This window comes from Kitasatospora griseola (genome assembly GCF_044999035.1).
GTDB lineage: Bacteria > Actinomycetota > Actinomycetes > Streptomycetales > Streptomycetaceae > Kitasatospora > Kitasatospora griseola.
This window is the reverse complement of the sequence record NZ_CP173360.1, coordinates 3,286,973-3,313,264: the sequence shown is the minus strand read 5'-3', so window position 1 is coordinate 3,313,264 and position 26,292 is coordinate 3,286,973. Positions and strand designations below refer to the sequence as shown.

The window sequence follows — 26,292 nt, the reverse complement described above, 5'->3', positions numbered from 1 at the left end:
ACTTCGGTCGGGTGTGGTCCGCCGCGTGTCGCGGCTGACCCGGCAGCGGGCCGCCTGACCGGCCCTTCTCCCTCCGGGAGTCCTCCCTCGGTCGCCCCGTCGCGGGCCGGGAAGCCGTCCGTCCGGACGGATCGACAGGCGTACGCTGCCGCCCTTTTCCTGCGTCCCCGCTCGCTCCGAGAGCCCACCGGCGCCCCGTCACGCGCCGCCCGCCCGCCCGGATTCCGGTCGGCCTCCTGCTGACTCCCCGCCGACCCACCCGTCGTTCCCGTCCCGCCCGCCGAGGCGTCCCCCCGGCATGCCCGGACGCGGAACCGCGCCGACCCGAAGAGGCCTGCCATGCCCGTCGAGTTCCTCGGAATCGCCGCCACCGGCGACGGTTCGGAGACCACCGCCCGCACCACCCACGCCTTCGACCGCGACTACACCCTGCGCCTCGCCCGCGCCCACGAGGACCACGGCTGGGACCGGGTGCTGTTCGCCTACGGCGCCGGCTCCCCGGAGCCCGCCGCCTCCGCCGCGTACCTCGCCGCCAGGCTCGACACCCTGCAGATCCTGCTCGCGCACCGCCCGAACGTCTCCTACCCGACCTTCGCCGCCAAGACCTTCGCCACCCTGGACCGGATCAGCGACGGCCGGATCACCGTGCACTTCATCACCGGCGGCAACGACCACGAGCAGCAGCGCGAGGGCGACTTCCTGCCCAAGGACCGCCGCTACGACCGCACCCGGGAGTACATCCGGATCGTCAAGCGGGCCTGGACCAGCCACCAGCCCTTCGACCACGACGGCGAGTTCTACCGCTTCAACGACTTCGTCTCGGACGTCTTCCCGGTCCAGCAGCCCCGCCCGAAGGTCTCCTTCGGCGGCTCCTCGCCCGCCGCCTACGCCGCCGGCGGCGCCGAGGCGGACATCTACTGCCTGTGGGGCGAGCCGCTGGCCCGCACCGCCGAGCAGATCGAGCTGGTCCGGGCCGCCGCGAAGGCCGCCGGACGCACCGACGTCCCGCGCATCCAGGCGGCGTTCCGGCCGATCATCGCGCCCACCGAGGAACTCGCCTGGGAGAAGGCGCACCGCACGGTCGGCGCGATCAAGGCCCGGCGGCAGAACAACGACCTGGTGCGCCGCCGGCTGACGGGCGCCCACCAGCCGGAGAACACCGGCTCGCAGCGGCTGCTGGAGATCGCCGAGGCCGGCGAGCGCTACGACCGGGCGCTGTGGACCCCGACCGCGGCCGCCACCGGCGGCGCGGGGAACTCCAACGCGCTGGTCGGCACCCCCGAGACGGTCGCCCAGGCGCTGCTCGACTACTACGACCTCGGCGTGGAGATCCTCTCGGCCCGCGGCTACGACCACATCGACGACGCCGTCGACTTCGGCCGGTACGTCATCCCGCTGGTCCGCGAGGAGGTCGCCAAGCGCGACGCCGCCAAGGCCGTGGCGGCCGCGAACGTGGGGGCCGGGGCCGCGTGAGCACACTGACCGTCGAGCGGGCCGTCCTCGGCGACCCGCTCACCGAACCGCTGATCCGCGAGCTCACCCACGAGTACGTCGCCCGCTACGGCGCGGGCGGCCAGGAGGAGATGGCCGGCCACCCCGCCGAGGAGTTCACCCCGCCGGACGGCCTGCTCCTGCTGCTGCTGCGCGACGGCGAGCCCGTCGCGGGCGGCGCCTTCCGCCGCTACGACGCGCACACCGCCGAGCTGAAGCGGATGTGGACGGCTGCCGCGCACCGCCGCCAGGGCCTCGCCCGCCGGGTGGTGGCCGAACTGGAGTCCGCCGCCCGGGCGGCGGGCTACCGGCGGATCTTCCTCACCACCGGGTCGTTCCAGCCGGAGGCCAGGGGCCTCTACCTGGCGACCGGCTACACGCCCCTGTTCGACGTCACCGAGCAGTCGGCGGAGTTCCACCTGCTGCCGTTCGAGAAAGACCTGGCCGCCCCGACGGCCGGAAAGGCCCAGCTCCGATGAAGCACCCGCAGCACCCGAACCGTCCGAAGCGCCGACTCCTGCTCGGGCCGGCCGTCGCCGCCGTCCTGGTGCTGTCCGGCTGCGGCTCCGACCCGACGGCGGGTCCGGCGGCCGCGCCGGTCGGCGTGCAGCCCGACCAGGACGTGCTCGGGCAGGTGCGGAAGGACGACGCGGCGGCCGCCCTGCTGCCCGCCGAGGTGCGGGCCGCCGGCGCCATCAAGCTCGGCGGGTCGATCGGCACCCCGCCCGGCGCGTACTACCCGGACCCGGCCCAGCACCGGCCGGTCGGGCTGGACGTGGACATCGTCGACGGCGTCGCCAAGGTGCTCGGGCTGACGGTGCAGCGCGAGGACGCCGCGTTCGAGACCATCCTGCCCGCGCTCGGCAGCGGCAAGTACGACGTCGGCACCGGCAACTTCGGCGTCACCGAGGCCCGGCTGAAGACCGTCGACTTCGTCACCTACATCGACGACGGCCAGGGCTTCGCGGTGCGCGAGGACAACACCGCGCTGACCGGCGTCACCGAGCTGACGCAGCTGTGCGGACTGACCGTCGGCACCGGGGCGGGCACCACCTTCGAGGCCACGCTGAACGCCAAGAAGGAGGTCTGCGCGCAGGCCGGCCGCAAGCCCTACGAGGTGAAGGCGTTCTCCGAGAGCGGCGCCGTCACCACCGGCCTCCAGCAGGGCCGGCTCGACGTGGTGATGTCCACCATCAACGGCCTGCGCTACCAGGCCGCCCAGCCCGGCTCGCACGTCCGCTTCCTCGGCGAGTACCACCGCCTCGACGTGGGCTTCGCGTTCAAGAAGGGCTCGCCGCTCACCCCCGCGTTCCAGGCCGCCGTCAACCGGCTGATCCAGGACGGCAGTTACCGGAAGATCCTGGCCAAGTGGGGCACCACCGACTCGGCGATCACCGAATCCCGGATCAACCCGCCCGAGCACCCCTGACCCCGGAGCCCCGCGATGACCACCACCACCGCCCAGCTGCCCCTCCGACCACCCGCCGACCCGACGGCCGAGCTGCCGATCGTCCCGCACCGCCGCCCCTGGCGCCTGGTGGCCGGCCTGGCCGCGCTGGTGCTGGTCGCCCAGTTCCTGCACGGGCTGGCCGTCAACCCCGGCTGGGACTGGCCGACCTTCCGCGCCTTCGTGTTCTCCGACAGCATCCTGCGCGCCGTCGGCGTCACCCTCCAACTCACCGCCTACGGAACGGTGCTGGGCTTCGCCCTGGGCGCGGTGATCGCCGCGCTGCGGCTGTCCGGCAGCCCGATCCTGCGCACCATCGCCTGGACGTACGTGTGGGCGTTCCGCTCCATCCCGCTGATCGTCCAGCTGGTGTTCTGGTTCAACCTCGCCTACCTGTACAAGCGGATCGGCTTCGGCATCCCGTTCGGCCCGAGCTTCGTCTCCTTCGGCACCATGGACCTGCTCGGCGCGCTCGGCGCGGCCGTCCTCGGCCTCGCCCTGCACCAGGCCGCGTACGCCGCCGAGATCATCCGCGGCGGGGTGCTCGCGGTGGACGCCGGGCAGCTCGAAGCGGCGGCCGCGCTCGGCATCCCGCGCTTCCGGCAGGCCTGGCGGATCGTGCTGCCGCAGGCCATGCGCGGCATCCTGCCGAACGCCGCCAACGAGGTGATCTCGCTGTTCAAGGGCACCTCGATCGTCTACGTGATGGCGATCGGCGAACTCTTCTACCAGGCGCAGGTGATCTACGGCCGGACCGGCCGGGTGGTGCCGCTGCTGATGGTCGCCACCGCCTGGTACGTGCTGCTGACCACCGTGCTGTCCCTCGTCCAGTACCGGGTCGAGCGGTACTTCGCCCGCGGCAGCGAACGCACCCCGCCGCCCACCCCCTGGCAGCGCCTGCGCGCCGCCGTCACCGAGATCCGGGAGAAGCAGACATGAGCAGCGGCACGGCGATGGTGGAAGTGCGCGGCGTCCACAAGCGGTTCGGGCGGCTGGAGGTGCTGCGCGGCATCGACCTCGACGTCCGGCCCGGCACCGTCACGGTGGTGCTCGGCCCGTCCGGCTCCGGGAAGTCCACCCTGCTGCGGGCGGTCAACCACCTGGAGAAGCTGGACCGGGGGTACGTCCGGGTGGACGGCGAACTGATCGGCTACCGGCGGGTCGGCGACAAGCTGCGCGAACTGCCCGAACGCGAGGTGCTCAAGCAGCGCACCCGGCTCGGCTTCGTGTTCCAGAACTTCCACCTGTTCCCGCACCTGACGGTGCTGGAGAACCTGGTCGAGGCGCCCGTCGGGGCGCTCGGCGTCCCTCGCGAGCAGGCCCGCGCCCGGGCCCGCGAACTGCTGACCCGGGTCGGCCTCGCCGACAAGGCGGACGAGTACCCGCGCCGGCTCTCCGGCGGCCAGCAGCAGCGGGTCGCGATCGCCCGGGCGCTCGCCCTGGAACCCAAGGTCCTGCTGTTCGACGAGCCGACCTCGGCGCTCGACCCGGAACTCGTCGGCGAGGTCCTCGACGTCATCAAGGACCTGGCCCGCACCGGCACCACCATGATCGTGGTCACCCACGAGATCGGCTTCGCCCGCGAGGTGGCCGACACGGTCGTGTTCATGGACGGCGGAGTGGTCGTCGAACAGGGCCCGCCCGCCCAGGTGCTGGACGCCCCGCAGCACGAGCGCACCCGCGCCTTCCTCGCCAAGGTCCTCTGAACACCGCCCACTCGTAAGGAGTCGTCCCCATGTCCGCCGTGATCCGCCGCACCGCCGCCCCGGCCGCCCTGGCGCTCGCCGCCGTCCTGCTGCTCACCGCCTGTGGCTCCGGCGGCACCGCCGCCGCCGACCTGGGCGGGGCCGGTGCGGGCACCGCGCCCAACGGCGTCAAGGTCAACCTGACGCCGGAGCAGCACCGCGTCACCACGCCCAAGGTCGACGCCGTCGCCGCACTGGTGCCCGAGGAGATCCGCCGAAGAGGCACCCTGCAAGTGGTGGACAACCTCGGCACCGTCCCGCCGCTGGACTTCCACGCCACCGACGACCGCACCATCATCGGCGCCGAACCCGATCTGGCGTACCTGATCGGCAACGTCCTCGGCCTGAAGGTCGAACTCACGCCGGTCTCCTGGGAGAACGTCTTCGTCGGCCTGGACAGCGGCAAGTTCGACGTCGGCATCACCAACATCACCGTCACCGAGGCCCGCAAGGAGAAGTACGACTTCGCCACCTACCGGCTCGACATCCTCGGCTTCGAGGCCAGGAAGGGCGGCGGCTGGAAGGTCAAGGGCCCGGCCGACGTCGCCGGGCACACCATCGGCGTCGCCTCCGGCACCAACCAGGAGAAGCTGCTGCTCGACTGGAACGAGCAGAACGTCAAGGCCGGGCTCAAGCCGGTGGACGTGAAGTACTACCAGAACTCCTCCGACTACTACCTGGCCCTCGGCTCCGGCCGGATCGACGCCTGGCTCGGCCCCAACCCGTCCGGCGCCTTCCACGCCGCGCAGACCGGCGAGACCGAGATCATCGGCACCTACTCGGGCGCCGGCGACCAGGTCCTCGGCAAGATCGCCGCCACCACCAGGAAGGACAACGGCCTGATCAAGGCGCTCGGCGGAGCCATCGACGAGCTGATCAGGAACGGCTCCTACACCGAGGTGCTGAAGCGCTGGGGACTGGACAACGAGGCCGTGCAGAGCTCCGAGATCAACCCGCCCGGCCTGCCGAAGAACTGACCGCCCGGGCGGGGTGCGGTCACCACCGGTGCGGAATGCGCTCCAGCACCCCGCCCGCGAACACGTCGTACAGCGGCAGCGACTCCAGGTGCACATAGCCGATGTGGCAGTCGCACTCGCCCAACGGGCAGCCCCGGGGCCGCAGTTGGCTCCGGTAGGAGTCGTCGTACAGGTTGCCCAGCGGCGGCCGGACGAAGTGGCAGCGGCGCACCGTGCCGTCCCCGTCCACCGACACCACGCTCTCCCCGGTGCGGCACGGCAGGCCCGCGCTGCGGTGCGGGCGGCGGCTGTAGCCGAACAGCGGGTCCAGCTCCGTCCAGTCGGCCGCCTCCGCGTCGTCGTAGGCGTGCCCGTCCGCCGCGTTCACCCACAGGTAGACGGACGGCGGCAGGGCCGCCCGCAGCCGGCGGGCGTCCGCCAGGTGCTCCGGCTGCCCGACCACGCCGACGCTGAACCGCACGCCCAGCGCCGTCAGCTCGGCGCACTTGGCGAGGAACCGCTGCTCCGTCACCTGGCCCGGGTGGTACGTCACCCAGAGCGCCAGCTTCGACAGGTCCGCCTCGGCCAGCCAGCCGGTCCGGCAGCTCGCGTTGGTCTGGATCGCCACCCGCTCCAGGTGCGGCAGTCGGCTCAGCTCCACCATCGCCCGCCGGTACCAGGACCGCACCAGGCCCTCGCCCCACGGCGTGAACAGCACGGACAGGCGGCCGTGTTCGTATCCGGAGGCCCAGGCGGTGAACCGCTCCAGCGCGGCCCGGTCGGTGCGCAGCAGCTCCGGGGTGTCCCGCCGCTTGGCGAACGGGCAGTACGGGCAGTCGTAGTCGCAGGAGGACAGCGGGCCCCGGTACAGGACGGTCAGGGTGCTCATTTCGGCGCGTACCCCGCCATCCGCTCGCGCACCCCGGCGGAGAACAGCTGCGGGCCGATCGCGTCCGACCAGGCCAGGCCCTCCGGGGTGAGCAGCAGGCGGTCCCCGTCCTCGGCCAGCCAGCCGTTGGCGGCGAACCCGGCCAGCTCGGACGGGAAGTCCTGCCCGGGCGTGCTGCCGAAACGCCCCCGGTAGGCCGTCAGGTCGACGCCCTCGCCCTGCAGCAGCGACTGCACCAGGTGGCGGCGGCGGGTCTCCTCGTCCGTCATCTCCCAGCCCAGCTCGGCCCGGGAGAAGTCCGGGGCGGCGACGTAGTCGTCGATGATCCGGCGCACCTCGCGGGCGTCCACCGCGTAGTCGAACGAGTAGTGCAGCTTCGAGGTGTACGAGCGGGCCCCGCAGCCCAGGCCCACCATGCCGTCGGTCTGGCAGGCGTACTCGCCGGCGCTCGCGCTCGCCGCGCCGGCCCGGCGGAACATCCGCATCGACACCTGCTCGTACCCGTGCGCCAGCAGGTGGTCCCGGCCCGCCCGGTACAGCGCCAGGCGCTGCGCGTCCCATTCGGGGGAGGCCGCGTGGTCGGCGTGGCGGCCGAGACCGGTCAGCGGGCGGACGTACAGCGGGTACAGGTACAGCTCCTCGGGCTGCCAACTCAGCGCCGCGTCCAGGGACTTGATCCAGCTGGCGGGCGTCTGGCCGTCGATCCCGTAGATCAGGTCGATGTTCAGCACCGGGAAACCGGCGTCCCGGACCCGGCCCAGCGCCGCCTCCACCGCCGCCCGTTTCTGCGGCCGGACCGCCGACCTCGCCTCCTCGTCCAGGAACGACTGCACGCCCAGGCTCAGCCGGGTGGTGCCGCGCTCGGCCAGGACCTGGAGGCGGTCCGCGGTGGCGGTGTCGGGGGAGGCCTCGACAGAGAGCGGGATGCCGCGCAGATCCGCGCCCATCCGGTGCTCGGCGATGTCGCAGAGGCGCTCCAGCTCGGCCGCCGTCAGATAGGTCGGCGTGCCGCCGCCGAACGCCGCGAGGGCGAACCCGGCGGTGCCGGAGAGCGCGTCCCGGACCTGGCCGGCCTGGCGCTCCAACGCGTCCAGGTACGCCGTGGTCAGGCCCTCCGGGCTGCCGATCCGGGTGAACAGGTTGCAGAAGCCGCAGCGCACCTCGCAGAACGGGATGTGCAGGTACAGCGAGAGGGCGTCCTGCTTCTCGCCGCGCCACAGCTCGGCCAGCGACGGGCGGTCCGGCAGCGGGCGGTACGCCGTCTTGTGCGGGTACGCGTAGACGTACGACTGGTACGGGGACTCGGGGGTCGTCGTCATCGGGGTTCCTGGGAGGTGGCCGGGAGGGTGAAGTGCGCGTACGGCACCGTCCAGACCACCTCGTGGCCGATCCGGTGACCGGTGTAACCGTCCTCGCCGTACGCCGTGCCGTGGTCCGAGCAGACGATCGCGAAACACGGCCGACGCGCGGACATCACCGCGAACAGCCGCCCGAGATGCGCGTCCACGTACTCCAGCGCGGCGGCGTGGCTGGCCCGGGAGTCGCCGTCCTCGCGGGTCGCGCCCGGCAGGTGGAACCAGTTCGGCTGGTGCAGCGCCGAGACGTTGACGAACAGGAACAGCGGCTGCTCGGACGGCTGCTCGGCGGCGACCCGCTCGGCCACCGCCACCTGCGACTCGAAGGAGGTCGGGGACGGGACGCCCAACTCCGGTGCCCAGTGGCTCTCCTGGAACAGGCCGGGCAGGACGGAGCCCAGCGGGCCCTGCTTGTTGAAGAAGCCGACGCCGCCGATGCAGACCGTGCGGTAACCGGCCGCGGCGAGCGCCGTCGGCAGATCCGGCGCGTCGAACACCCAGGTCCGGGACTCGGTCGACTCGGAGCCGGCGAACCGCGCCGCGAACAGGCGCGGGTGCGGGCCGTCGGGCGAGGCCGGCGTGGGCAGGAACCCGGCCAGGATCGCCTGGTGGGCGGCGTACGTGAAGCTGCCCGGGGAGTGGCGGCGCTCCCACCCGCCGTTCGGGACCACCCGGGCGAGGTTGGGGAGGCGGCCGGCGGCGAGGAGTTCCTCGGCGACGTCGAAGCGGAGGGTGTCGAGGGTGAGGAGGAGGAGATCGTGGGTGCCGACGATCTCGTTCATGTTCGGTATGTCGTGGTGCACGGGGGTTCCTTCGGGGTTACGCCGCCGGGGCGTCGACTGACTGGGGCTGCCCCTGCGCTGCGTGCGGGTGCGGGGCGGGGGCTGCCGCTGTGCTCCGGTGGAGGGCGTTCAGGTATCTCGGCGAAGCCAGTTGGGCCGCGTAGGTGTCGAGGCCCGGGGCCGGGCCGTCCGGCAGGCCCGGGAGGTTGGGGAGCAGATCGCCGAAGGCGTTGACCTCGCCGACCAGGGTGCGGCGCCAGTGGGAGGAGGGGAGGAGGTCGACGCCGACCATGGGGGCGTGCGGGAAGCGGGCGGCGGCGGCTTCCGCGGTGGCGAGCAGGGTGGGCCAGGTGTCGCCGGCGGCGGCGCGGGCGGCCGAGAGTTCGCCGCGGGCGCCGCCGAGGTGGAGGTTGGTCATCGGGTGGCGGCTGGTGCGGACCACCACGTGGGTGGCGCGGCCGCCGACCACCAGGACGCGCAGGTCCGCGGCGCGGCCGTGCTGGCCGGACTTGGGGACCCACTGCTCGACGTGGAGGCCCTCCGGGGTGAGCCGGTCGACCAGGGCGGCGACCTCGGTCGCGCCGCGGTAGCGCCGGACGGTCAGCGAGTTGTGCAGCCCGTCCGGGGTGACCTCCACGGAGGTGGTGGCCTGGACCCGGCCGCGCGGGCCGAACTCCAGGGCCACCACGCCCGAGGCGGAGGAGCCGTGCACCGGTTTGAGGAAGGCCCGGCGCATTCCGGCGGAGGCCATCCGTTCACGCAACTCCTCGAAGGAGTGCGGGAGTTCGCCGGGCAGCGCGCGGGGCACCGGCACCCCGGCGGCGGACAGCGCCGTGTGGGTGCGGCGCTTGTCGAACATCACCGCTATCTCCTCCGGGTCGCCGAGCAGCTGCACCCCGGGCCGGGCGGCCAGCTCGCGCAGGGCGGCGGTGACGCCCGCGTACCAGGCCGGGCCGCCCTCGACCCGGGTGGCGGCGTAGCCCGCGCCCAGGGCGGCGCCGCGCAGCAGCCGGTCGGCCTCCGGGTCCTCACCGGGCGAGTCGACCCGGACCACCGCGCCGGGCGGCAGCTCGTACCGTCCGCGCAGCACCGCGGACCAGGGCAGCACGGCGGGCTCCGGCAGCCCCGCGGCGCGGGCCGCGGCGGCGAACAGGGTGACTCTCCGGTGGCCCGGGCAACCCAGGACGACCAGCTGTGGCGGCGTCAACGCAGGACCTCCGGCTACTCGGAGACGGCGACGTAGCGCCAGTTGTCGTTCGGGTCCTCGGCGTCGGAGAGGTCGATCCCGACGCCGGGCAGGGCGTCCCGCAGGCGCTTCTGCATGCCCTCGGTGAGGTAGTGGTGGTGCAGGTCCAGCGTCTTCAGGTGGGTGAGCGGCTGGCCCTCCAGCAGCGCCGCCGCGCCCTCGTCGGTGAGCGCGCCCATGGACAGCGACAGCCCGGTCAGCCGGGGAACCACCGGGGCGTGGGCGACCTCGGCGGCGATCCGGTCCTGCAGCTCGGCGTTCTGCAGGCCCAGGTACCTCAGCGAGGGCAGGTTGGCGCCGGACAGGAACGGGCCGAGGTCCGCCATCGTCCAGTCGCCGCCGTAGTTGTCGACGCCGAGCCACAGCTCCAGCTTCTCCAGCGCGGGGAAGTCGCAGGCGGCGACCGAGCGGACCACCACGCCCGGCAGGCCGCCGGCCTCGAACCGCAGCGCCTTCAGCTTCTCGTGCCGCAGCGGCTTCAGGGAGAGCCGGTCGTTGCCGTCGTAGTCCTCGCCGGCGCCGCGCATCACCAGCTCCTCCAGCAGCGGGAAGGTCTCCAGGACCGGCGTGATGTCGCAGGTCTGGATCCAGGAGATCTCGCACTCCTCCATGACGATGTCGCCGATGAACAGCGCCCGCAGCGCCGGGAAGCGGGCGGCGGACGCGAGCACCACCGGCAGCGCCTCGGACAGCGACTCCGGCTCCTCGGAGAACCAGCGGCCGATCACCACCGCGGTGACCTCCTCCACCGCGACGGTCTCCAGGAACTTCGCCCAGTACTCGGCGAAGGTGGTGTCGTCGTCCCAGTCCACCCAGATCTTCCAGGCGGTGGCCGCCGCCGCGGGCAACTTCCCCTCCTCGGAGGCCTTGAGGAAGTCGGTGACCGGAAGGCCGTGGAACTCCTCGATGTGCTGATTGATGGTCATGCGCCGCTCCTCGCTGCTCGTCGTGGGGCCGGACCCTGTCTACCAGCCGCCCCCGACGTTCACCCGCACGGGGAATTGTTCGGGCGTGGTGTTGTCGGTGGGGCCGCCTAGTTTTCCGGTCGGGACGTCCGGCGCCCGGCCGGACCCGACCGCGGGAGGACTCCGTGTACCGCCAGGGAGACGTACTGATCGTGCCGGTCGAGCAGGGCGCGGTCCCGGCCGCGGTGGCCCACCTGCCGCGCCAGCCGCGGGACGGCCGCGGCCGGCTGGTGCTGGCCCTCGGCGAAGTCACCGGCCACGCCCACGCGGTGGTCGGCCCCGGCGAACTGCTGCGCGAGTCCGGCCCGTTCGGCCGCGCCTGGCTGCACCTGCCGGAGGGCGGCAAGGTCGTGCACGAGGAGCACGCGGCGATCGCCCTGCCCACCGGCTGGTTCCGGGTGGTCCGCCAGCGCGAGTACGTGCCCGGCGCGGTCCGGATCGTCGCGGACTGAGCCCGGCCGCCCCGTAAGAGACAGAGGACAGAACTGATGAGCACGCAGCTGACCGGCCGTCCGGCCGACGCCTCGGTGGCGCACTGGCGGGCGGTCGCCGCCGCCACCGGCCCCGCCGACCGGGCCACCGCCGAACAGGCCGTCCGAACCGCCTACCGGGCCGCCGGACTGGCCGAGCCCACCGAGTTCCGCTGGTACCCCTCGCCGCTCGCCGCCGTCACCGAACTGCTCGACCACCGCGAGGAGTTCGGCCGATCCGTGCGCGAGCAGGTGCGCACCGCCACCTGGGAGCGGGCCCGCACCGCCGCGTTCACCGCGCTCGGCCCGACCGGCTGGGCCGAGCTGTGGGGCGCGACCGGCGCCGAACTCGCCGCCACCGCCGCACTGCCCGCCGAACGCGTCCGCGCCGCGCTGCTCGACCACTTCGCGCCCGAACCCGAGCCGCTCGGCTGGGAGGAGTCCCGCCTCCCCGCGAACAAGGAACTCCGCCGGGTCGCCGGCGAGACCCGCGCCAAGGTCCGCCTCACCGTGCTGGACGCGGTCGCCGGCCAGCACGACGCCGCCTGGTTCGCGGCCTTCGACACCGCCGGCACCGGCGACGAGACGCTCGCTGCGCTGGCCGGCGTCGCCCGACAGACCGGCTGGTGGTGGCCGTTCGAGAACACCGTGCTGCTCAGCGAACGCCCCGTCGCCCTGCACCGCGACGAGGCCGGCCGGCTCGACCGCGCCGACGGCCCCGCACTCGCCTACGCCGACGGTTTCGCGCTGTACGCCTGGCGCGGCATGCCCGTCCCCGCGAACTTCCTCGACCGGCTGACCGACCTCACCGTGGAACGCATCCGCACCGAGGAGAACGCCGAACTGCGGCGCGTCATGCTGGAGCACTTCGGCTACGAGAGGTACCTGGCGGAGAGCGGCGCGGAACCGTTGCACCGCGACGCGACCGGCGTCCTGTGGCGGATCCAACTCCCCGACGACGAACCGGTGGTGATGGTCGAGGTGGTCAACTCCACCGCCGAACCGGACGGCACCTTCCGCACCTACTACCTGCGCGTCCCGCCGCACATCCGCACCGCGAGGGCGGGTGTGGCCTGGACGTTCGGGGTCGAGGAGGACGAGTACCGCCCCCAGCGGGAAACCTGAGCACACGCAGGAGTTGCACCCCCACGCGCCCCTATCTGCCCGTCCTCACATGCCTATGTCCCGCAGGCGGGAGACGAGCACCCCCGCAGGGCTCTCGTCCGTCTCCAGTTGGAGCCAGTGGTGGAGGACCTCCGCCGTCTGGTCGTCGCGGACGGCCGTCGCCGCGGCCATCACCACGAACTGGTCGACCAGCCACTCGCAGAGGGAGTCGACCGGGATCTGGCGGCCCTCGTCGAGCCAGCTGATCGCGGAGGCCTCCACCACGGAGATCCAGGAGCGGACCAGCAGGGTGAGCCGGGGGCCGGCCTCGCGGACGCCCAGGTGGCGCAGGGTGCGCCGAATCGCGGCGCGGCGGACGTCGTCGACGATCGCCGAGGTGCGGGCGGTCTCCACGACGGAGCCGCCGCGCAGCAGCGCGCCGTAGCCGGCGGCGTGTTCGTCGACGAAGTCGAAGTAGCGGTGGAGGACCGCGCCGAGCTGTTCGGTGGGGGTGCCGGTGAAGGTGGCGACCGTGAAACGGGTGGTGAGCTCGGAGGCGGCGCTGCGCAGAGCGGCTTCGTACAGCTGCTGCTTGCCGCCGGCGAAGTAGCGGTAGACGAGCGGACGGGACGCGCCGGCGGCCTCCGCGACGTCGTCGAGCGAGACGTCCTCGGGCGGTCGGGCGGCGAACAGTTCGAGGGCGACGGCGATCAGCTGTTCGCGCCGCTGCTGGACGGGCAGGCGGCGGTAGCCGGTGCGCCGGGGGCGCTCCGCCGCGGCGGGGGAGGGGGTCGCTGCCATGGGTGTCAGGGTAATCGCCGGGCGGGTCCGCGCTCTGCGGGCAGGTCCGGCGGGTCCTTGCCGGGCGACGGCCTCGTCGACCGCAGACTGTGACCAGGTGTCGGCGGAGTGCGACGAGGAGCGGCCGGTGCGGTGGGTACGGGCGGTCGGGCGGTGGATCGGGAAGTCGCCGGGGACGTACGTGTGGTTGCTGCTGCTCGCGGTCACCAGCTTCGTGGTGGCCCGGAAGGACCCGGCCGCACTGCACTTCTTCCTGCAGAAGCGCTCCACCAACATCGACCAGCTGAACGCGCATCCGGTGCACGCGCTGCTGGCCAGCCTGATCTGGACCGAGCAGGCGAACTTCCTGTTCTACTTCGTGATGTTCCACCTCTTCCACGTCCCGGCCGAGCGCTGGCTCGGCACCGGGCGCTGGCTGACGGTGGCGCTGACCGCGCACGTGCTGGCGACGTACATCAGCCAGGGGGTGGTGGCCTGGGGCGTGCACCACCAGGTGCTGCCGATGAGGATGGCGCGCACCGTGGACGTCGGGGTGTCGTACGCGCTGGCCGGTGTGGAGGGTGTGCTGACGTGGGGCCTGGCGGGCGTCTGGCGGTGGGTGTACGGGTGCGGGCTGGTGGTGTTCTACCTGGTGCCGCTGTTCACCTCGCGCACGTTCACCGATCTGGGGCACTTCTGCGCGGTGCTGATCGGCCTGGCGTTCCGTCCGATCACCCGCGGCCGGCCGGTCTGGGACCCGGGGCGCACGCTGCGCCGGTTGCGAGCTGGACACAGTTGACGGGGTCACTTCCAGATTGGGGTTGAATTCGCCTGGCGCTGCGACAGGATGGCCGGATGGCTCATGAACTGAACGATCGTCACATCGGCGGCCCCACCCCGCGCCGCATCGCCGACTCCTATGTCCACGCCCTCGCCGACCTCGACCCGCTGACCGCGGTCTACCTCGGCCTCAACCCGGAGGACGACCGGCTGACCGACCTGTCCCCGGCGGGCACCGGCGCCCTCGCCGACCTGGCCCGCCGCACCCTCGCCGAACTGGACGCGCTGGAGGCGTCCGGCCCGGTCGAGGACGAGGCGGAGCGCCGCTGCGCCCGGCTGCTGCGCGAGCGGCTGACCGCGGAGCTCGCGGTGCACGACGCGGGCGAGGAGTTCCGGACGGTCCGCAACCTGGGCTCGCCGGTGCACAACACCCGCGAGATGTTCACCCTGCTGCCCACCGACACCGACCAGGACTGGCAGCGGCTGGAGCGCCGGCTGGCCCGCTTCCCGGAGGCGATGGCCCAGTACCGGCAGACCCTGGAGGAGGGGCTGCGGCGCGGCCTGTTCTCGGCGCCGCGCCAGGTGGACACCGTGGTCGGCCAGTTCGGCGAGTGGATCGAGTCCGAGCGGCCCGGCGGCTGGTTCGGCGACCTGGTCGCCCCTGCGCCCGAGCACCTGCGGGAGCAGCTGACCGCCACCGCGGTCGCGGCCACCGCGTCGCTCGCCAAGCTGCGCGACTGGATGCGCGACGTGTACGGCCCGGCCACCCAGGGCACCCCCGACGCGGTGGGCCGCGAGCGCTACACCCGCTGGGTGCGGTACTGGACCGGCGCCGACCTGGACCTGGACGAGGCGTACCGCTGGGCGTGGGAGCAGTTCCACGACCTGGACGCGCAGATGCGGGTCGAGGCGGAGAAGGTGCGCCCCGGGGCCACCCCGATGCAGGCGATGAAGTGGCTGGAGACCGACGGTCCGGCGATCCGCGGCGAGCAGGAGGTGCAGGAGTACCTGCAGGGCCTGATGGACCGGGCGATCGACGACCTGCAGGGCGTGCACTTCGACCTGGCCGACCCGCTGCTGAAGGTGGAGTCGCGGATCGCCCCGCCCGGCAGCGCCGCCGCCCCGTACTACACCCAGCCGTCGCTGGACTTCTCCCGTCCCGGCCGGACCTGGCTGCCCACCCTGGGCCGGGAGGCGTTCCCGGAGTGGGACCTGGTCTCCACCTGGTACCACGAGGGCGTTCCCGGCCACCACCTGCAGCTCGCGCAGTGGACGTACATGGCGGACCGGCTCTCCACCTACCAGGTCACCCTGGGCGGCGTCAGCGCCAACATGGAGGGCTGGGCGCTGTACGCCGAGCGCCTGATGGACGAGCTGGGTTACCTCACCGACCCGGGCCACCGCCTGGGCTACCTGAACGCGCAGATGATGCGGGCGCTGCGGGTGATCGTGGACATCGGCATGCACGCCGAGCTGGAGTTCCCGGCCGACTCGCCGTTCGCCGCCGGCGAGCCGATGCTGCCGGAGCGCGCCCGCGAGTTCTTCGGCGCGTACTGCGGCCTGTCCGCCGAGTTCCTGGACAGCGAGCTGGTCCGCTACCTGGGCCTGCCCGGCCAGGCGATCGGCTACAAGCTCGGCGAGCGGGCCTGGCTGAGCGGCCGGTCCGCGGCCCGGGCGGCGGCCGCGGCGCGCGGCGAGGAGTTCGACCTGAAGGCGTGGCACATGGCGGCGCTGTCGCAGGGCTCGCTGGGCCTGGACGACCTGGTGACGGAGCTGAGCGCGCTGTAACCGAGGGAGTGTCCCGGGTGGCCGATGCGGCCGGGCACCCGGGTCCTCGTCCCAAATCGTGACAAAAGAACACAGACCGCCTTGCCGGTGATCGGATCGAGCGTTTGGCTGGAGAGAGCGCCGTGCGCGCGCCCCAGGCCCATTCCCGATTCGGCGGAAGGCGGTCCTCCGGTGACCTCCCAGCACGCCCCCGACACCCAGCAGGCCGATCCGCGCCGCTGGTGGGCCCTGGCGGTCATCGCCATCGCCCAGCTGATGATCGTCCTGGACGCGACGATCGTGAACATCGCCCTCCCGTCCGCGCAGCACGACCTGGGCATCTCCAACGCCAACCGGCAGTGGGTGATCACCGCCTACACGCTGGCCTTCGGCGGCCTGCTGCTGCTCGGCGGCCGGATCGGCGACCTCTTCGGACGCAAACGCACCTTCATCATCGGCCTGCTCGGCTTCGCCGCGGCGTCCTGCCTCGGCGGCTTCGCCGTCAGCGGCGGCATGCTGTTCGCGGCCCGCGCCCTGCAGGGCAGCTTCGGTGCGCTGCTCGCCCCGTCCGCGCTGTCGCTGCTGTCGATCACCTTCCGCGACGTGCGCGAACGGGCCACCGCGTTCGGCGTCTTCGGCGCCCTGGCCGGCGGCGGTGCGGCGATCGGCCTGATCACCGGCGGCCTGCTCACCGAGTACCTCAGCTGGCGTTGGTGCCTGTACGTCAACGGCCCGATCGCCGCGGCCACCGCGCTCGCCGCCTACTACCTGCTGCGCCGCGACCACATCGACCGCTCCCACCGGGTCCGGCTGGACCTGCCCGGCGCGGTGCTCGGCTGCGGCGGCCTGCTGCTGATCGTCTACGGCACCTCCGAGGCCGTCGACCGCGGCTGGGGCGACTGGCTGGTGCTCACCTCGCTCTGCGTCGGCGTCGCCCTGCTCGCCGTGTTCGCCCTGGTCGAGCGGCGCACCCCGCACGCGCTGCTGCCGATGCACCTGATCCGCGACCGCAACCGGGCCGGCAGCGCGCTCTCGGTCGGCCTCGCCGTGATCGCCATGTACGGGCTGTTCCTGTTCCTGACGTACTACATGCAGGTCGTCAAGGGCTACTCGCCGATCCGGGCCGGCGTCTCGTTCCTGCCGATGACCGGTGCGATCATCCTCAGCTCGGCCGGCATCGGCTCCCGCCTGATGACCCGCATCCCCACCCGCGCCCTGATCGTCCCCGGACTGCTGATCGGCGCGGGCGGCATGGCCTGGCTCACCCAGCTCCGGGTGGACAGCCCGTACCTCGGCCTGGTGCTGCCCGCCGAACTGCTGCTCGGCATCGGCCTCGGGCTGGTCTTCATGCCCGCCATCAACCTGTCCACCCTCGGCGTCGCCCCGGAGGAGACCGGCGCCGCCTCCGCCATCATCAACAGCGCCCAGCAGGTCGGCGGTTCGATCGGCACCGCGCTGCTCAACACCATCGCCGCCAGCGTCACCGCCACGTATCTGGCCACCCGCAACCCGACCGACCCACTGGTCCAGGCCCAGGGCGCGGTGCACGGCTACGCGGTCGCCACCGCCGTCGCGATGGGCATCCTGCTGCTGGCCGCCGTGGTCGCGTTCGTGATGATCACCCACCGCCCCGCCCCGGGCGAGGCCAGGGGCCGGGCCGACCGGAGCGAGGCCAGAGCGGTGGCATGACCCGATCGGCGCGGTGCCGCCGTCCCCGCGTCCGCCCCCCGGCATGAGACCCTGCTGTCCGCCACCGGAAATCTCACGAGTCTCCCAGCCAGGAATCACGGCATTTCCAGCTCGGCGACGCATATTCGAGACAGCTCGGGTCACCCGGTGTCCAGGTCGGCAACGACGTGGACACCGGCGCGGCCTCCGGTCGGGAGGAACGGGGCAGCATGGGACGCCACTCCAAGCAGCGCAAGCGCCGCTCGCTGCGGCCGGTCGTCCTCAGTTCGGTGCTCGCCGTCGGCGTGGTCGGCGCGATAACGGCCGCCGGGGTGCTCTCCGTCCACCTGCGCGACCCGCGGCAGCGGACCAGCGCCGACACCGTCGCGGCGGTCGGCTCGGCCCCCACGCCTGCCCCCGTCACCAGCGCTGCCCCGAGCGCGACGCCGAGCGCGAGCCCGAGCGCGAGCACGGGGGCCGAGCCGCCCGGGCCCCAGAACGTCGCGCAGGCCGGCAGCTCCACCGACGGCCTCACCCGGCAGGTCCCGCCCTTCGCGCCGCCGGACGTGAAGCTCGGCGTCACCGGCGCCGCCCCGCTCAACTCCGAGTCGGTCCGGGTCGGCGCGCTGTTCACCGGCGACGTCGCGCCGGGCAACCACTTCTGCACCGCCAGCGTCATCGACAGCCCCGGCCGCAACCTGATCCTCACCGCCGCGCACTGCGTGTCCGGCGTGAGCAGCATCGTCTTCGTCCCCGGCTACCGCGACGGCACGGCCCCGTTCGGCAGTTGGCAGGTCACCAAGGTGTACACCGCGGACGGCTGGCAGAACGGCGACGACCCCGACGAGGACTTCGCCGTGCTCGCCGTCGCGCCCACCAACAACCTGCGGATCGAGGACGCGGTCGGCGGCAACCCGATCGGCGTCAACGCCGCGCTGACCGTCCAGACCCGGCTGTACGGCTACTCCGACAGCGCCGAGAAGCCCGTCCTGTGCACCAATGTCACCAGCCGCGAGGACACCTTCCAGCGGCGCATCGACTGCCCGTCGTTCTCCAACGGCACCAGCGGGGGCCCGTTCGTCGACTCCGCCACCGGCGAGGTGATCGGCGTCATCGGCGGCTACCAGCAGGGCGGCGACACCGAGGACACCTCCTACAGCGCCTACTTCGACCACACCGTCGCCGACCTGGTCGCCCGCGCGAGCTGACCGGCCCTGGAATCTCCCCTCCCGCGTCACCCACAATGGGGCGACGACGCACACGAGGGGGAGGCGCGGTGTTCCGCCGCTGGTGGTTCCTGAAGGCCGCGAGGCCCGCCCCGACAACCGAGCACCACCCGAGTCGCCGGGAGGTCCGCGAGCACAAGGCGCTGGTGCTGGGGGAGTGGGAAGCGCTCCGGGACCGCCTGCGCGAGCTCGCCGCCGAACGCGTCACCGCCGCCGGCACGGTCTTCCAGGCCGCCGAACTCCGGCTCCCCACCGAGGAGTCCGCCGCCCGCCGGGCCTACCAGTGGGCGCTGGAGGCGTACGAGGCGGCCGGCCGGCTGCTCGACCGCGCCGACCACCCCGACACCGACCTGCCCGACCTGGCCGCCGCCGTGGTGCTCGCCGAACAGGCGGTCGAACGCCTCGCCGCCGCACACCTGTTGCACGCGGGACAGCGGCCCGGCCCGCTCGCCGTCCGCTGCTACTACAACCCGTTGCACGGCCCGGTCGAGAACGCCGCCGAACCGCCCAAGAACCGCAAGACCCGCCAGCGGGCCCGCACCACCACCCGGGAGGCCGCCGCCGACCGCCGACCCGCCTGCCGCTCCTGCCGCGCCGCGATCCTGGCCGGCCAGACCCCCGACGTGCTGCCCGCGCTGCTCCCCGCCAAGGCCGCCCCCGGCCGCAAGGGCCCCGTCCTGGTCCCGTACTTCGCCGTCCCCCGCCAGTGGTCCCCCTGGTCCACCACCGCCTGCGGCGCCTACGACCCCGCCACCCCGTCCCTCGTCCTGCGCGGCGCCCACCACCGCCGCCCGCCGCACTGACGGTCCGTCAGCGGCGCTTGCGGCGCTCGGCCACCCGCCGCTCGACCTCGGCCGGGGCGGTGTGCGGACAGCAAAAAGGCCCGGGTCTGCGGATCAAATCCACTGGCCTGGGCCTTTGTCCAACTTGCACACCTACTGCACGAGGTGCCCCCGGTAGGATTCGAACCTACGCACCCGCCTCCGGAGGGCGGTGCTCTATCCCCTGAGCTACGGGGGCCTTGGGCGATCTGCGATCACCCGGCCTTGCGGGGAAAACACTACCAGGGAAACTCCGTGGTCCGTGCACGGGTTTCCGGCGGCGGGTTCGGACGGGCCGTCAGCGGCGGGCGGCAAGTGCCCGAAAGACCGGACGGGCGGGGCGGCGCGCGGCTACCCTCGGTGAGGTGGCGGCGACGTCGGGGCGGGTTCTCGTGGTGGACGACAGCGAGGCGATCCGTCGACTGATCAGGGTCAACCTGGAGCTGGAGGGCTTCGAGGTGGTGACCGCCGCCGACGGTGCCGAGTGCCTGGAGGTGGTCCACCGGGTCGCGCCGGACGTGGTGACGCTGGACGTGGTGATGCCCCGGTTGGACGGGCTGCGGACGGCGGCCCGGTTGCGCGCCGCCTGGGAGACCGCGCACCTGCCGATCGCGATCGTGAGCGCCTGTACGCCGGCGGACCTGGAGCGCGGCGAGTCGGTGGGGGTGGACGGCTACCTCGCGAAGCCGTTCGATCCGGCGGACCTGATCGAGCTGGTGCGCCGACTGCGGGCGATGGACCGCCCGGCCGCAGCGGCGGCCGGGCGCCGTTTCGCGTACGACTTCGGCAGCGCGCCCCATCCGGTCGTCCAAACCCTGCGAGATTTCGCCCTGGGCGAACACGCGCAGGAACTTGTTCCGCCGGACGAGTCACGCCCGTGAGATGTGCCGGTCTGCGGCGCTGTCCGACGAGACGAAGCACGCCGCGGGGCACGACGCGCGTCCCGCTCGGCAAACCGAGTGGCGGTCGACCGCCCCCTCTCGCCTAGGCTTGGGCCCGTGACACCCGCAGAACTCTCCCAGGCAGTCCAGGCCGCCGTCAGCGCCGCCGTCCAGGCCGGCGAGCTGACCGTCGACGTGCCCGCGCACGTGACGGTCGAGCGGCCCAAGAACAGGGACCACGGCGACTACGCCACCAACGTGGCCCTCCAGCTCGCGAAGCCGGCCGGCAAGCCGCCGCGAGCCGTCGCGGAGATCCTGTCCGCACGCCTGCGAGAGATCACCGGCGTCGCGAAGGTCGACATCGCCGGTCCGGGCTTCCTGAACATCACGCTGGACGCCGCCACCCAGGGCGAGCTGGCGCGCACCATCGTCGAGGCGGGCGAGGCGTACGGCCGCAACGAGGCGCTCAAGGGCCTGAACATCAACCTGGAGTTCGTCTCGGCGAACCCGACCGGCCCGATCCACATCGGCGGCGTCCGCTGGGCCGCCGTCGGCGACTCGCTGGCCCGCGTCCTGAAGGCGTCCGGCGCCGAGGTGTCGACGGAGTACTACCTCAACGACGCCGGCGTGCAGATCACCAAGTTCGCCAAGTCGCTGAAGGCCGCCGCCAACGGACAGCCCGTCCCGGAGGACGGCTACGTCGGCGAGTACATCACCGACATCGCCAAGGCCGTCACCGACGGCGTGCCCGGCATCCTGGAGCTGCCGGAGGACGAGCAGCTGCCGGCCTTCCGCACCGAGGGCCTGAAGCTGATGGTCGCCGAGATCCAGCGGTCGATGAACGAGTTCGGGGTGCACTTCGACACCTGGTTCTCCGAGAAGTCGCTGCACGACTCCGGTGCCGTCCAGCAGGCCATGGAGCGGCTGCGCGAGCAGGGCCACGTCTTCGACCGGGACGGCGCGATCTGGCTGCGCACCACCGACTTCGGCGACGACAAGGACCGCGTCCTGATCAAGGCCGACGGCGAGACCACCTACTTCGCCGCCGACGCCGCCTACTACCTGAGCAAGCGGGACCGCGGCGCGGAGGTCTCGGTCTACATGCTCGGCGCCGACCACCACGGCTACGTCAACCGCCTCAAGGCCATCGCGGCCTGCGCGGGCGACGACATGGACCGCAACATCGAGGTGATGATCGGTCAGTTCGTGAAGATGCTGCGCGACGGCAAGGAGGTCCGACTCTCCAAGCGCGCGGGCAACATCATCACGATCGACGACGTGATCGACTGGATCGGCGTGGACGCCGCCCGCTACATGCTGGTGCGCCAGTCCACCGACTCCACCATCACCATCGACATCGACCTGGTGACCAGCCAGACCAAGGACAACCCGGTCTTCTACGTGCAGTACGCGCACGCCCGGATGTGCTCCGTGCAGCGCAACGCCGTGGAGAAGGGCATCACCCGCAGCGCGGACTTCAAACCGGAGCTGCTGAGCTCCGAGTGGGAGAACGACCTGCTCGGCCAGCTCGGCGAGTTCCCGCGCGTCCTGGCCAAGGCCGGCGAGCTGCGCGAGCCGCACCACGTCGCCACGTACCTGGAAGAGCTGGCCCGGGCCTACCACCGGTTCTACGACAACTGCCAGATCCTGCCGAAGGGCGACGAGGAGGTCACCGACCTCACGCACGCCCGCCTCTGGCTCGCCGACGCCACGCGAACGACGCTCGCCAACGGCCTCGGCCTGCTCGGCGTATCCGCCCCCGAGCGGATGTAGAGCACCACAACCCCCAAGCGCAGCACAGCGGGGGCGGCGGACCGGTCGACGGAGACCGGTCGCCGCCCCTCGCCATAGGTCGAGGAAGTTCCGCACATGTCTCGCTCCGCACACCCCGCAGGTCCCCGGCACGGCGACGTGCTGCCCGAGGGCCACTACCAGGCCCCGCCCGCCGACCTGAACGCTATGGACCCGAAGGTCTGGTCGCGCACCGTCACCCGTGACGCGGACGGCGTCGCCACCGTCGGCGGCGTCGACGTCCGCACCCTGGCCGCCGAGTTCGGCACCCCCGCGTACGTGCTGGACGAGGCCGACTTCCGGGCCCGCGCCCGGGCCTGGCGGGACGCGTTCGGCGACCACGCCGACGTGTACTACGCGGGCAAGGCGTTCCTGTCCAAGGCCGTGGTGCGCTGGCTGCACGAGGAGGGCCTCAACGTCGACGTGTGCTCCTCGGGCGAGCTGCAGGTCGCGCTGGCGGCCGGCATGCCGGGGGAGCGGATCGCGCTGCACGGCAACAACAAGTCGGTGCGGGAGCTGGAGCAGGCCGTGAAGGCCGGCGTCGGGCACATCGTGGTCGACTCCTTTCAGGAGATCGAGCGGCTGGCGGAGATCGCCGGGGCACAGGGCGTCCGGCAGCCGGTGCTGATCCGGATCACCGTCGGCGTCGAGGCGCACACCCACGAGTTCATCGCCACCGCGCACGAGGACCAGAAGTTCGGCCTGTCGCTGTCCGGCGGCCTGGCCGCCGAGGCGGTCCGCCGGGTGCTGGCCGAGCCCTCCCTGGAGCTGCGCGGCATCCACTCGCACATCGGCTCGCAGATCTTCGACTTCGCCGGCTTCGAGGTCGCCGCCCGCCGGGTGGTCGGCCTGCTGGCCGAGGTCCGCGACGAGCACGGTGTCGAGCTGCCGGAGATCGACCTGGGCGGCGGCCTGGGCATCGCGTACACCCCCGACGACGACCCGCGCGAGCCCGCGGAGATCGCCGTCTCGCTCGGCGAGATCGTCCGACGCGAGTGCGCCGCAGCGCAGTTGACGACCCCTCGGATCTCGGTGGAGCCCGGCCGGGCGATCGTCGGCCCGACCGCGTTCACGCTGTACGAGGTCGGCACCGTCAAGTCGCTGGAGGGCCTGCGGACCTACGTCAGTGTGGACGGCGGCATGTCCGACAACATCCGCACCGCGCTGTACGACGCCGAGTACTCGGTGGCGCTGGTCTCCCGGACCAGCGAGGCCGAGCCGATGCTGGTCCGGGTGGTCGGCAAGCACTGCGAGTCCGGCGACATCGTGGTCCGGGACGCCTTCCTGCCCGCCGACCTGGCCCCCGGCGACCTGATCGCGGTGCCCGCGACCGGCGCCTACTGCCGGTCGATGGCGAGCAACTACAACCACGCCCTCAAGCCCCCCGTGCTGGCCGTCGCGGACGGGGCGGCCCGGGTGATCGTCCGACGCGAGACGGAAGAGGATCTCCTGCGTCTCGATATCGGCTGACGAAATTTTCGTCTCATAACGTGGACCGGCCGTAGATCCGTGCGGAAAGTCCCGGAGACTGGTACGGACAGGAAAGCCCCCGGGGGACACCGAATCACCCCGGCGGGGACGAAGAATGCAGAGCGGAGTCGGATGATGCGTACGCGCCCGCTGAAGGTGGCGTTGCTGGGCTGTGGTGTGGTGGGCTCCGAGGTGGCGCGCATCATGACGACGACAGCCGACGACCTCGCCGCGCGCATCGGCGCCCCGGTCGAGCTCGCGGGCATCGCGGTCCGACGGGCCGGGCGCCCCCGCCCCGGGGTGCCCGAGCACCTGCTCACCACCGATGCCGAGGCCCTGGTCGGCCGCGACGACATCGACGTGGTGATCGAGGTGGTGGGCGGCATCGAGCCGTCCAAATCGCTGATCCTGAAAGCCTTCGGGAACGGCGCCTCGGTGGTCTCCGCCAACAAGGCGCTGCTCGCCAAGGACGGCGCCGAACTGCACGCCGCGGCCGCCGCGGCCGGCGCCGACCTCTACTACGAGGCCGCCGTGGCCGGCGCCATCCCGCTGCTGCGCCCGCTGCGCGAGTCGCTGGCCGGCGACAAGGTGAACCGGGTGCTGGGCATCGTCAACGGCACCACCAACTTCATCCTCGACAAGATGGACTCCACCGGCGCCGGGTACTCCGAGGCGCTGGAGGAGGCCACCGCGCTGGGCTACGCCGAGGCCGACCCGACCGCCGACGTGGAGGGCTTCGACGCCGCCGCGAAGGCCGCCATCCTGGCCGGGATCGCCTTCCACACCAAGGTGACCGCCGCGGACGTCTACCGCGAGGGCATCACCGAGGTCACCGCCGCCGACATCGCCTCCGCCAAGCAGATGGGCTGCGTGGTCAAGCTGCTGGCGATCTGCGAGCGCTCCGCCGACGGCGGCTCGGTCACCGCCCGGGTGCACCCGGCGATGATCCCGCTCAGCCACCCGCTGGCCTCCGTCCGCGAGGCCTACAACGCGGTGTTCGTGGAGGCCGAGGCGGCCGGCCGACTGATGTTCTACGGCCCCGGCGCGGGCGGCTCGCCGACCGCCTCCGCGGTCCTCGGCGACCTGGTCGCGGTCTGCCGCAACAAGGTCAACGGCACCACCGGCCCCGGCGACTCGGTCTACGCCCAGCTGCCCGCCAAGCCGATGGACGAGGTGGTCACCCGCTACCACGTCAGCCTCGACGTGGACGACCGGGCCGGCGTGCTGGCCCAGGTCGCCTCGGTCTTCGCCGAGCACGGCGTCTCCATCGACACCGTCCGCCAGCAGGGTCGCGACGGCGACGCCGCGCTCGTCGTGGTCACCCACCGCGCCACCGACGCCGCCCTGTCGGCGACGGTCGACAAGCTCCGCGCACTGGACAGCGTGCGCGACGTGGCCAGCATCATGCGGGTCGAAGGGGAGTAGGAACAACCATGAACGCCCTTGCCGAAAACGCTGCCCGAGGCACCCGCACCCACCAGTGGCGCGGCCTCATCGAGGAGTACCGCGACCGCCTCCCGGTCACCGACTCCACCCCCGTGGTCACCCTGCTCGAAGGCGGCACGCCGCTCGTCCCCGCCCAGGTGCTCTCCGAGCGCACCGGCTGCGAGGTCTACCTCAAGGTCGAAGGCGCCAACCCGACCGGCTCCTTCAAGGACCGCGGGATGACCATGGCCATCTCCAAGGCCAAGGAGGACGGCGCCCAGGCCGTCATCTGCGCCTCCACCGGCAACACCTCCGCCTCCGCCGCCGCCTACGCGGTGCGGGCCGGCATGGTGTCCGCCGTGCTCGTCCCGCAGGGCAAGATCGCCCTCGGCAAGATGGGCCAGGCACTGGTGCACGGCGCGAAGATCCTCCAGGTGGACGGCAACTTCGACGACTGCCTCACGCTCGCCCGCGACCTCTCCGAGAAGTACCCGGTCGCGCTGGTCAACTCGGTCAACCCGGTGCGCATCGAGGGCCAGAAGACCGCCGCCTTCGAAATCGTCGACATGCTCGGCGACGCCCCCGACATCCACGTCCTCCCGGTCGGCAACGCCGGCAACATCACCGCCTACTGGAAGGGCTACCGCGAGTACGCGGCGGACGGCCTCTCCTCGAAGACCCCCCGGATGTGGGGCTTCCAGGCGTCCGGCTCCGCGCCCATCGTGGACGGCGCCCCGGTGCTCAAGCCGCAGACCATCGCCACCGCGATCCGGATCGGCAACCCGGCCTCCTGGGACTACGCGCTGGCCGCCCGGGACGAGTCCGGCGGCCTGATCGACAAGGTGACGGACCGCCAGATCCTGTCCGCCTACCGCCTGTTGGCCGCGCAGGAGGGCGTCTTCGTGGAGCCCGCCTCGGCCGCCTCGGTGGCCGGCCTGCTGGCCAAGGCCGAGGCCGGACTGGTCGACCCCGGGCAGCGGATCGTCTGCACCGTCACCGGCAACGGCCTCAAGGACCCGGACTGGGCCGTGGCCGGCGCGCCGCAGCCGCAGATCGTCCCGATCGACCCGGAGACGGCCGCCCGCCGCCTGGGCCTGCTGGACTGACCCGGCTGATCCGGCGTCAACACCGTTGAGCGGCGGGCCTGATCGGGCCCGCCGCTCAGCGGTTTTCTGCACCGCTTTCAGGTCATCCGACCGGCGCTTTTCCGCTTCTTGTGGCAACACGGAAGAT

At 72.6% G+C, this 26,292-nt stretch carries 24 protein-coding genes and 1 tRNA gene; 18 read left to right on the top strand and 7 right to left on the bottom strand.

Annotation, left to right across the window (positions count from 1 at the left end; translation table 11 throughout):
• The first annotated feature begins 339 nt into the window (after nucleotides 1–339).
• From ACI1MP_RS14790 to ACI1MP_RS14765, 6 genes are read left to right on the top strand one after another with little or no spacing between them, the layout of a single operon-like run.
• Entirely contained in the window at nucleotides 340–1,473 is a 1,134-nt protein-coding gene (locus tag ACI1MP_RS14790; protein ID WP_404868827.1) for an LLM class flavin-dependent oxidoreductase, read from the top strand.
• The gene (locus ACI1MP_RS14785) at nucleotides 1,470–1,970 is read left to right on the top strand and encodes a GNAT family N-acetyltransferase (protein WP_404868826.1); all 501 of its coding nucleotides are present in this window, start codon (nucleotides 1,470–1,472) and stop codon (nucleotides 1,968–1,970) included. The genes ACI1MP_RS14790 and ACI1MP_RS14785 overlap by 4 nt, the downstream gene beginning before the upstream one ends.
• Complete coding sequence (locus tag ACI1MP_RS14780) at nucleotides 1,967–2,920, top strand: ABC transporter substrate-binding protein (RefSeq protein ID WP_380333920.1); 954 nt, start codon at nucleotides 1,967–1,969, stop codon at nucleotides 2,918–2,920. Before ACI1MP_RS14785 ends, ACI1MP_RS14780 begins: the two co-directional genes overlap by 4 nt.
• 15 nt (nucleotides 2,921–2,935) lie before the next feature.
• Nucleotides 2,936–3,877, top strand: a complete 942-nt coding sequence (locus tag ACI1MP_RS14775) for an amino acid ABC transporter permease (RefSeq protein ID WP_380333921.1) — start codon at nucleotides 2,936–2,938, stop codon at nucleotides 3,875–3,877.
• Nucleotides 3,874–4,644, top strand: coding sequence for an amino acid ABC transporter ATP-binding protein (locus ACI1MP_RS14770; RefSeq protein ID WP_083462656.1), 771 nt, complete (start codon nucleotides 3,874–3,876; stop codon nucleotides 4,642–4,644). The genes ACI1MP_RS14775 and ACI1MP_RS14770 overlap by 4 nt, the downstream gene beginning before the upstream one ends.
• Before the next feature lie 29 nt (nucleotides 4,645–4,673).
• The gene (locus tag ACI1MP_RS14765; protein ID WP_380333922.1) at nucleotides 4,674–5,660 is read left to right on the top strand and encodes an ABC transporter substrate-binding protein; all 987 of its coding nucleotides are present in this window, start codon (nucleotides 4,674–4,676) and stop codon (nucleotides 5,658–5,660) included.
• Between the two features lie 19 nt (nucleotides 5,661–5,679).
• Here the strand turns inward: ACI1MP_RS14765 and ACI1MP_RS14760 are convergent, their stop codons facing one another.
• The 5 genes from ACI1MP_RS14760 to ACI1MP_RS14740 are packed head-to-tail and all read right to left on the bottom strand — an operon-like array spanning nucleotide 5,680 to nucleotide 10,837.
• The gene (locus ACI1MP_RS14760; RefSeq protein ID WP_404868825.1) at nucleotides 5,680–6,528 is read right to left on the bottom strand and encodes an STM4011 family radical SAM protein; all 849 of its coding nucleotides are present in this window, start codon (nucleotides 6,526–6,528) and stop codon (nucleotides 5,680–5,682) included.
• Nucleotides 6,525–7,847, bottom strand: a complete 1,323-nt coding sequence (locus tag ACI1MP_RS14755; protein WP_404868824.1) for an STM4012 family radical SAM protein — start codon at nucleotides 7,845–7,847, stop codon at nucleotides 6,525–6,527. Before ACI1MP_RS14755 ends, ACI1MP_RS14760 begins: the two co-directional genes overlap by 4 nt.
• The gene (locus tag ACI1MP_RS14750; protein WP_404870802.1) at nucleotides 7,844–8,665 is read right to left on the bottom strand and encodes an STM4013/SEN3800 family hydrolase; all 822 of its coding nucleotides are present in this window, start codon (nucleotides 8,663–8,665) and stop codon (nucleotides 7,844–7,846) included. The genes ACI1MP_RS14755 and ACI1MP_RS14750 overlap by 4 nt, the downstream gene beginning before the upstream one ends.
• A gap of 37 nt (nucleotides 8,666–8,702) precedes the next feature.
• Nucleotides 8,703–9,872 (bottom strand): STM4014 family protein, encoded by a 1,170-nt coding sequence (locus tag ACI1MP_RS14745; RefSeq protein ID WP_404868823.1) that lies wholly within the window; start codon nucleotides 9,870–9,872, stop codon nucleotides 8,703–8,705.
• A 14-nt stretch (nucleotides 9,873–9,886) separates the two neighbouring features.
• On the bottom strand, nucleotides 9,887–10,837 hold the full coding sequence (locus tag ACI1MP_RS14740) for an STM4015 family protein (protein ID WP_404868822.1): 951 nt from the start codon (nucleotides 10,835–10,837) through the stop codon (nucleotides 9,887–9,889).
• A 164-nt stretch (nucleotides 10,838–11,001) separates the two neighbouring features.
• Between ACI1MP_RS14740 and ACI1MP_RS14735 the strand changes: the two genes are divergently transcribed.
• Both ACI1MP_RS14735 and ACI1MP_RS14730 read left to right on the top strand, forming a co-directional pair.
• Nucleotides 11,002–11,328 (top strand): hypothetical protein, encoded by a 327-nt coding sequence (locus ACI1MP_RS14735; RefSeq protein WP_100588028.1) that lies wholly within the window; start codon nucleotides 11,002–11,004, stop codon nucleotides 11,326–11,328.
• A gap of 36 nt (nucleotides 11,329–11,364) precedes the next feature.
• Complete coding sequence (locus ACI1MP_RS14730; RefSeq protein ID WP_380333927.1) at nucleotides 11,365–12,471, top strand: DUF6745 domain-containing protein; 1,107 nt, start codon at nucleotides 11,365–11,367, stop codon at nucleotides 12,469–12,471.
• A 45-nt stretch (nucleotides 12,472–12,516) separates the two neighbouring features.
• Here ACI1MP_RS14730 and ACI1MP_RS14725 read toward each other — a convergent pair whose 3' ends face one another.
• Complete coding sequence (locus tag ACI1MP_RS14725) at nucleotides 12,517–13,251, bottom strand: TetR/AcrR family transcriptional regulator (RefSeq protein ID WP_380333928.1); 735 nt, start codon at nucleotides 13,249–13,251, stop codon at nucleotides 12,517–12,519.
• 127 nt (nucleotides 13,252–13,378) lie between these two features.
• On the opposite strand from ACI1MP_RS14725, the gene ACI1MP_RS14720 reads away from it, so the two are divergent.
• The 5 genes from ACI1MP_RS14720 to ACI1MP_RS14700 all read left to right on the top strand — a co-directional run bounded on the left by ACI1MP_RS14720 (nucleotide 13,379) and on the right by ACI1MP_RS14700 (nucleotide 19,474).
• The gene (locus ACI1MP_RS14720; protein WP_100588025.1) at nucleotides 13,379–14,029 is read left to right on the top strand and encodes a rhomboid-like protein; all 651 of its coding nucleotides are present in this window, start codon (nucleotides 13,379–13,381) and stop codon (nucleotides 14,027–14,029) included.
• Nucleotides 14,030–14,085: 56 nt separating this feature from the next.
• On the top strand, nucleotides 14,086–15,798 hold the full coding sequence (locus ACI1MP_RS14715) for a DUF885 domain-containing protein (protein ID WP_404868821.1): 1,713 nt from the start codon (nucleotides 14,086–14,088) through the stop codon (nucleotides 15,796–15,798).
• Between the two features lie 171 nt (nucleotides 15,799–15,969).
• Nucleotides 15,970–17,466, top strand: coding sequence for an MFS transporter (locus ACI1MP_RS14710; RefSeq protein ID WP_404868820.1), 1,497 nt, complete (start codon nucleotides 15,970–15,972; stop codon nucleotides 17,464–17,466).
• Between the two features lie 209 nt (nucleotides 17,467–17,675).
• Nucleotides 17,676–18,653 carry a trypsin-like peptidase domain-containing protein gene (locus ACI1MP_RS14705; protein WP_404868819.1) on the top strand — a complete coding sequence of 326 codons (978 nt, stop codon included), beginning with the start codon at nucleotides 17,676–17,678 and terminating at the stop codon, nucleotides 18,651–18,653.
• 68 nt (nucleotides 18,654–18,721) lie between these two features.
• Nucleotides 18,722–19,474 (top strand): hypothetical protein, encoded by a 753-nt coding sequence (locus ACI1MP_RS14700; RefSeq protein WP_404868818.1) that lies wholly within the window; start codon nucleotides 18,722–18,724, stop codon nucleotides 19,472–19,474.
• A 145-nt stretch (nucleotides 19,475–19,619) separates the two neighbouring features.
• Here ACI1MP_RS14700 and ACI1MP_RS14695 read toward each other — a convergent pair.
• Nucleotides 19,620–19,691, bottom strand: a tRNA-Arg gene (locus ACI1MP_RS14695).
• A 166-nt stretch (nucleotides 19,692–19,857) separates the two neighbouring features.
• On the opposite strand from ACI1MP_RS14695, the gene ACI1MP_RS14690 reads away from it, so the two are divergent.
• The 5 genes from ACI1MP_RS14690 to thrC all read left to right on the top strand — a co-directional run bounded on the left by ACI1MP_RS14690 (nucleotide 19,858) and on the right by thrC (nucleotide 26,165).
• Nucleotides 19,858–20,373 carry a response regulator gene (locus tag ACI1MP_RS14690; protein ID WP_380333934.1) on the top strand — a complete coding sequence of 172 codons (516 nt, stop codon included), beginning with the start codon at nucleotides 19,858–19,860 and terminating at the stop codon, nucleotides 20,371–20,373.
• Nucleotides 20,374–20,490: 117 nt separating this feature from the next.
• Nucleotides 20,491–22,146: an arginine--tRNA ligase gene (gene argS / locus ACI1MP_RS14685; RefSeq protein ID WP_380333935.1), complete on the top strand. Its 1,656-nt coding sequence runs from the start codon at nucleotides 20,491–20,493 to the stop codon at nucleotides 22,144–22,146.
• 96 nt (nucleotides 22,147–22,242) lie between these two features.
• A complete protein-coding gene (gene lysA / locus ACI1MP_RS14680; protein ID WP_404868817.1) occupies nucleotides 22,243–23,634 on the top strand; it encodes a diaminopimelate decarboxylase in 1,392 nt (463 codons plus the stop codon).
• A 132-nt stretch (nucleotides 23,635–23,766) separates the two neighbouring features.
• Complete coding sequence (locus ACI1MP_RS14675) at nucleotides 23,767–25,059, top strand: homoserine dehydrogenase (protein WP_100588016.1); 1,293 nt, start codon at nucleotides 23,767–23,769, stop codon at nucleotides 25,057–25,059.
• 8 nt (nucleotides 25,060–25,067) lie between these two features.
• Nucleotides 25,068–26,165, top strand: a complete 1,098-nt coding sequence (thrC, locus tag ACI1MP_RS14670) for a threonine synthase (protein ID WP_380333937.1) — start codon at nucleotides 25,068–25,070, stop codon at nucleotides 26,163–26,165.
• Nucleotides 26,166–26,292: the final 127 nt, after the last annotated feature.

What these genes read in the sequence shown, in the direction of transcription:
- ACI1MP_RS14790 (WP_404868827.1), top strand. Translation starts at nt 340, where the DNA reads ATGCCCGTCGAGTTCCTCGGAATCGCCGCCACCGGCGACGGTTCGGAG.
- ACI1MP_RS14780 (WP_380333920.1), top strand. Translation starts at nt 1,967, where the DNA reads ATGAAGCACCCGCAGCACCCGAACCGTCCGAAGCGCCGACTCCTGCTC.
- ACI1MP_RS14775 (WP_380333921.1), top strand. Translation starts at nt 2,936, where the DNA reads ATGACCACCACCACCGCCCAGCTGCCCCTCCGACCACCCGCCGACCCG.
- ACI1MP_RS14770 (WP_083462656.1), top strand. Translation starts at nt 3,874, where the DNA reads ATGAGCAGCGGCACGGCGATGGTGGAAGTGCGCGGCGTCCACAAGCGG.
- ACI1MP_RS14765 (WP_380333922.1), top strand. Translation starts at nt 4,674, where the DNA reads ATGTCCGCCGTGATCCGCCGCACCGCCGCCCCGGCCGCCCTGGCGCTC.
- ACI1MP_RS14760 (WP_404868825.1), bottom strand. Translation starts at nt 6,528, where the DNA reads ATGAGCACCCTGACCGTCCTGTACCGGGGCCCGCTGTCCTCCTGCGAC.
- ACI1MP_RS14755 (WP_404868824.1), bottom strand. Translation starts at nt 7,847, where the DNA reads ATGACGACGACCCCCGAGTCCCCGTACCAGTCGTACGTCTACGCGTAC.
- ACI1MP_RS14750 (WP_404870802.1), bottom strand. Translation starts at nt 8,665, where the DNA reads ATGAACGAGATCGTCGGCACCCACGATCTCCTCCTCCTCACCCTCGAC.
- ACI1MP_RS14740 (WP_404868822.1), bottom strand. Translation starts at nt 10,837, where the DNA reads ATGACCATCAATCAGCACATCGAGGAGTTCCACGGCCTTCCGGTCACC.
- ACI1MP_RS14730 (WP_380333927.1), top strand. Translation starts at nt 11,365, where the DNA reads ATGAGCACGCAGCTGACCGGCCGTCCGGCCGACGCCTCGGTGGCGCAC.
- ACI1MP_RS14725 (WP_380333928.1), bottom strand. Translation starts at nt 13,251, where the DNA reads ATGGCAGCGACCCCCTCCCCCGCCGCGGCGGAGCGCCCCCGGCGCACC.
- ACI1MP_RS14715 (WP_404868821.1), top strand. Translation starts at nt 14,086, where the DNA reads ATGGCTCATGAACTGAACGATCGTCACATCGGCGGCCCCACCCCGCGC.
- ACI1MP_RS14705 (WP_404868819.1), top strand. Translation starts at nt 17,676, where the DNA reads ATGGGACGCCACTCCAAGCAGCGCAAGCGCCGCTCGCTGCGGCCGGTC.
- lysA (WP_404868817.1), top strand. Translation starts at nt 22,243, where the DNA reads ATGTCTCGCTCCGCACACCCCGCAGGTCCCCGGCACGGCGACGTGCTG.
- ACI1MP_RS14675 (WP_100588016.1), top strand. Translation starts at nt 23,767, where the DNA reads ATGATGCGTACGCGCCCGCTGAAGGTGGCGTTGCTGGGCTGTGGTGTG.
- thrC (WP_380333937.1), top strand. Translation starts at nt 25,068, where the DNA reads ATGAACGCCCTTGCCGAAAACGCTGCCCGAGGCACCCGCACCCACCAG.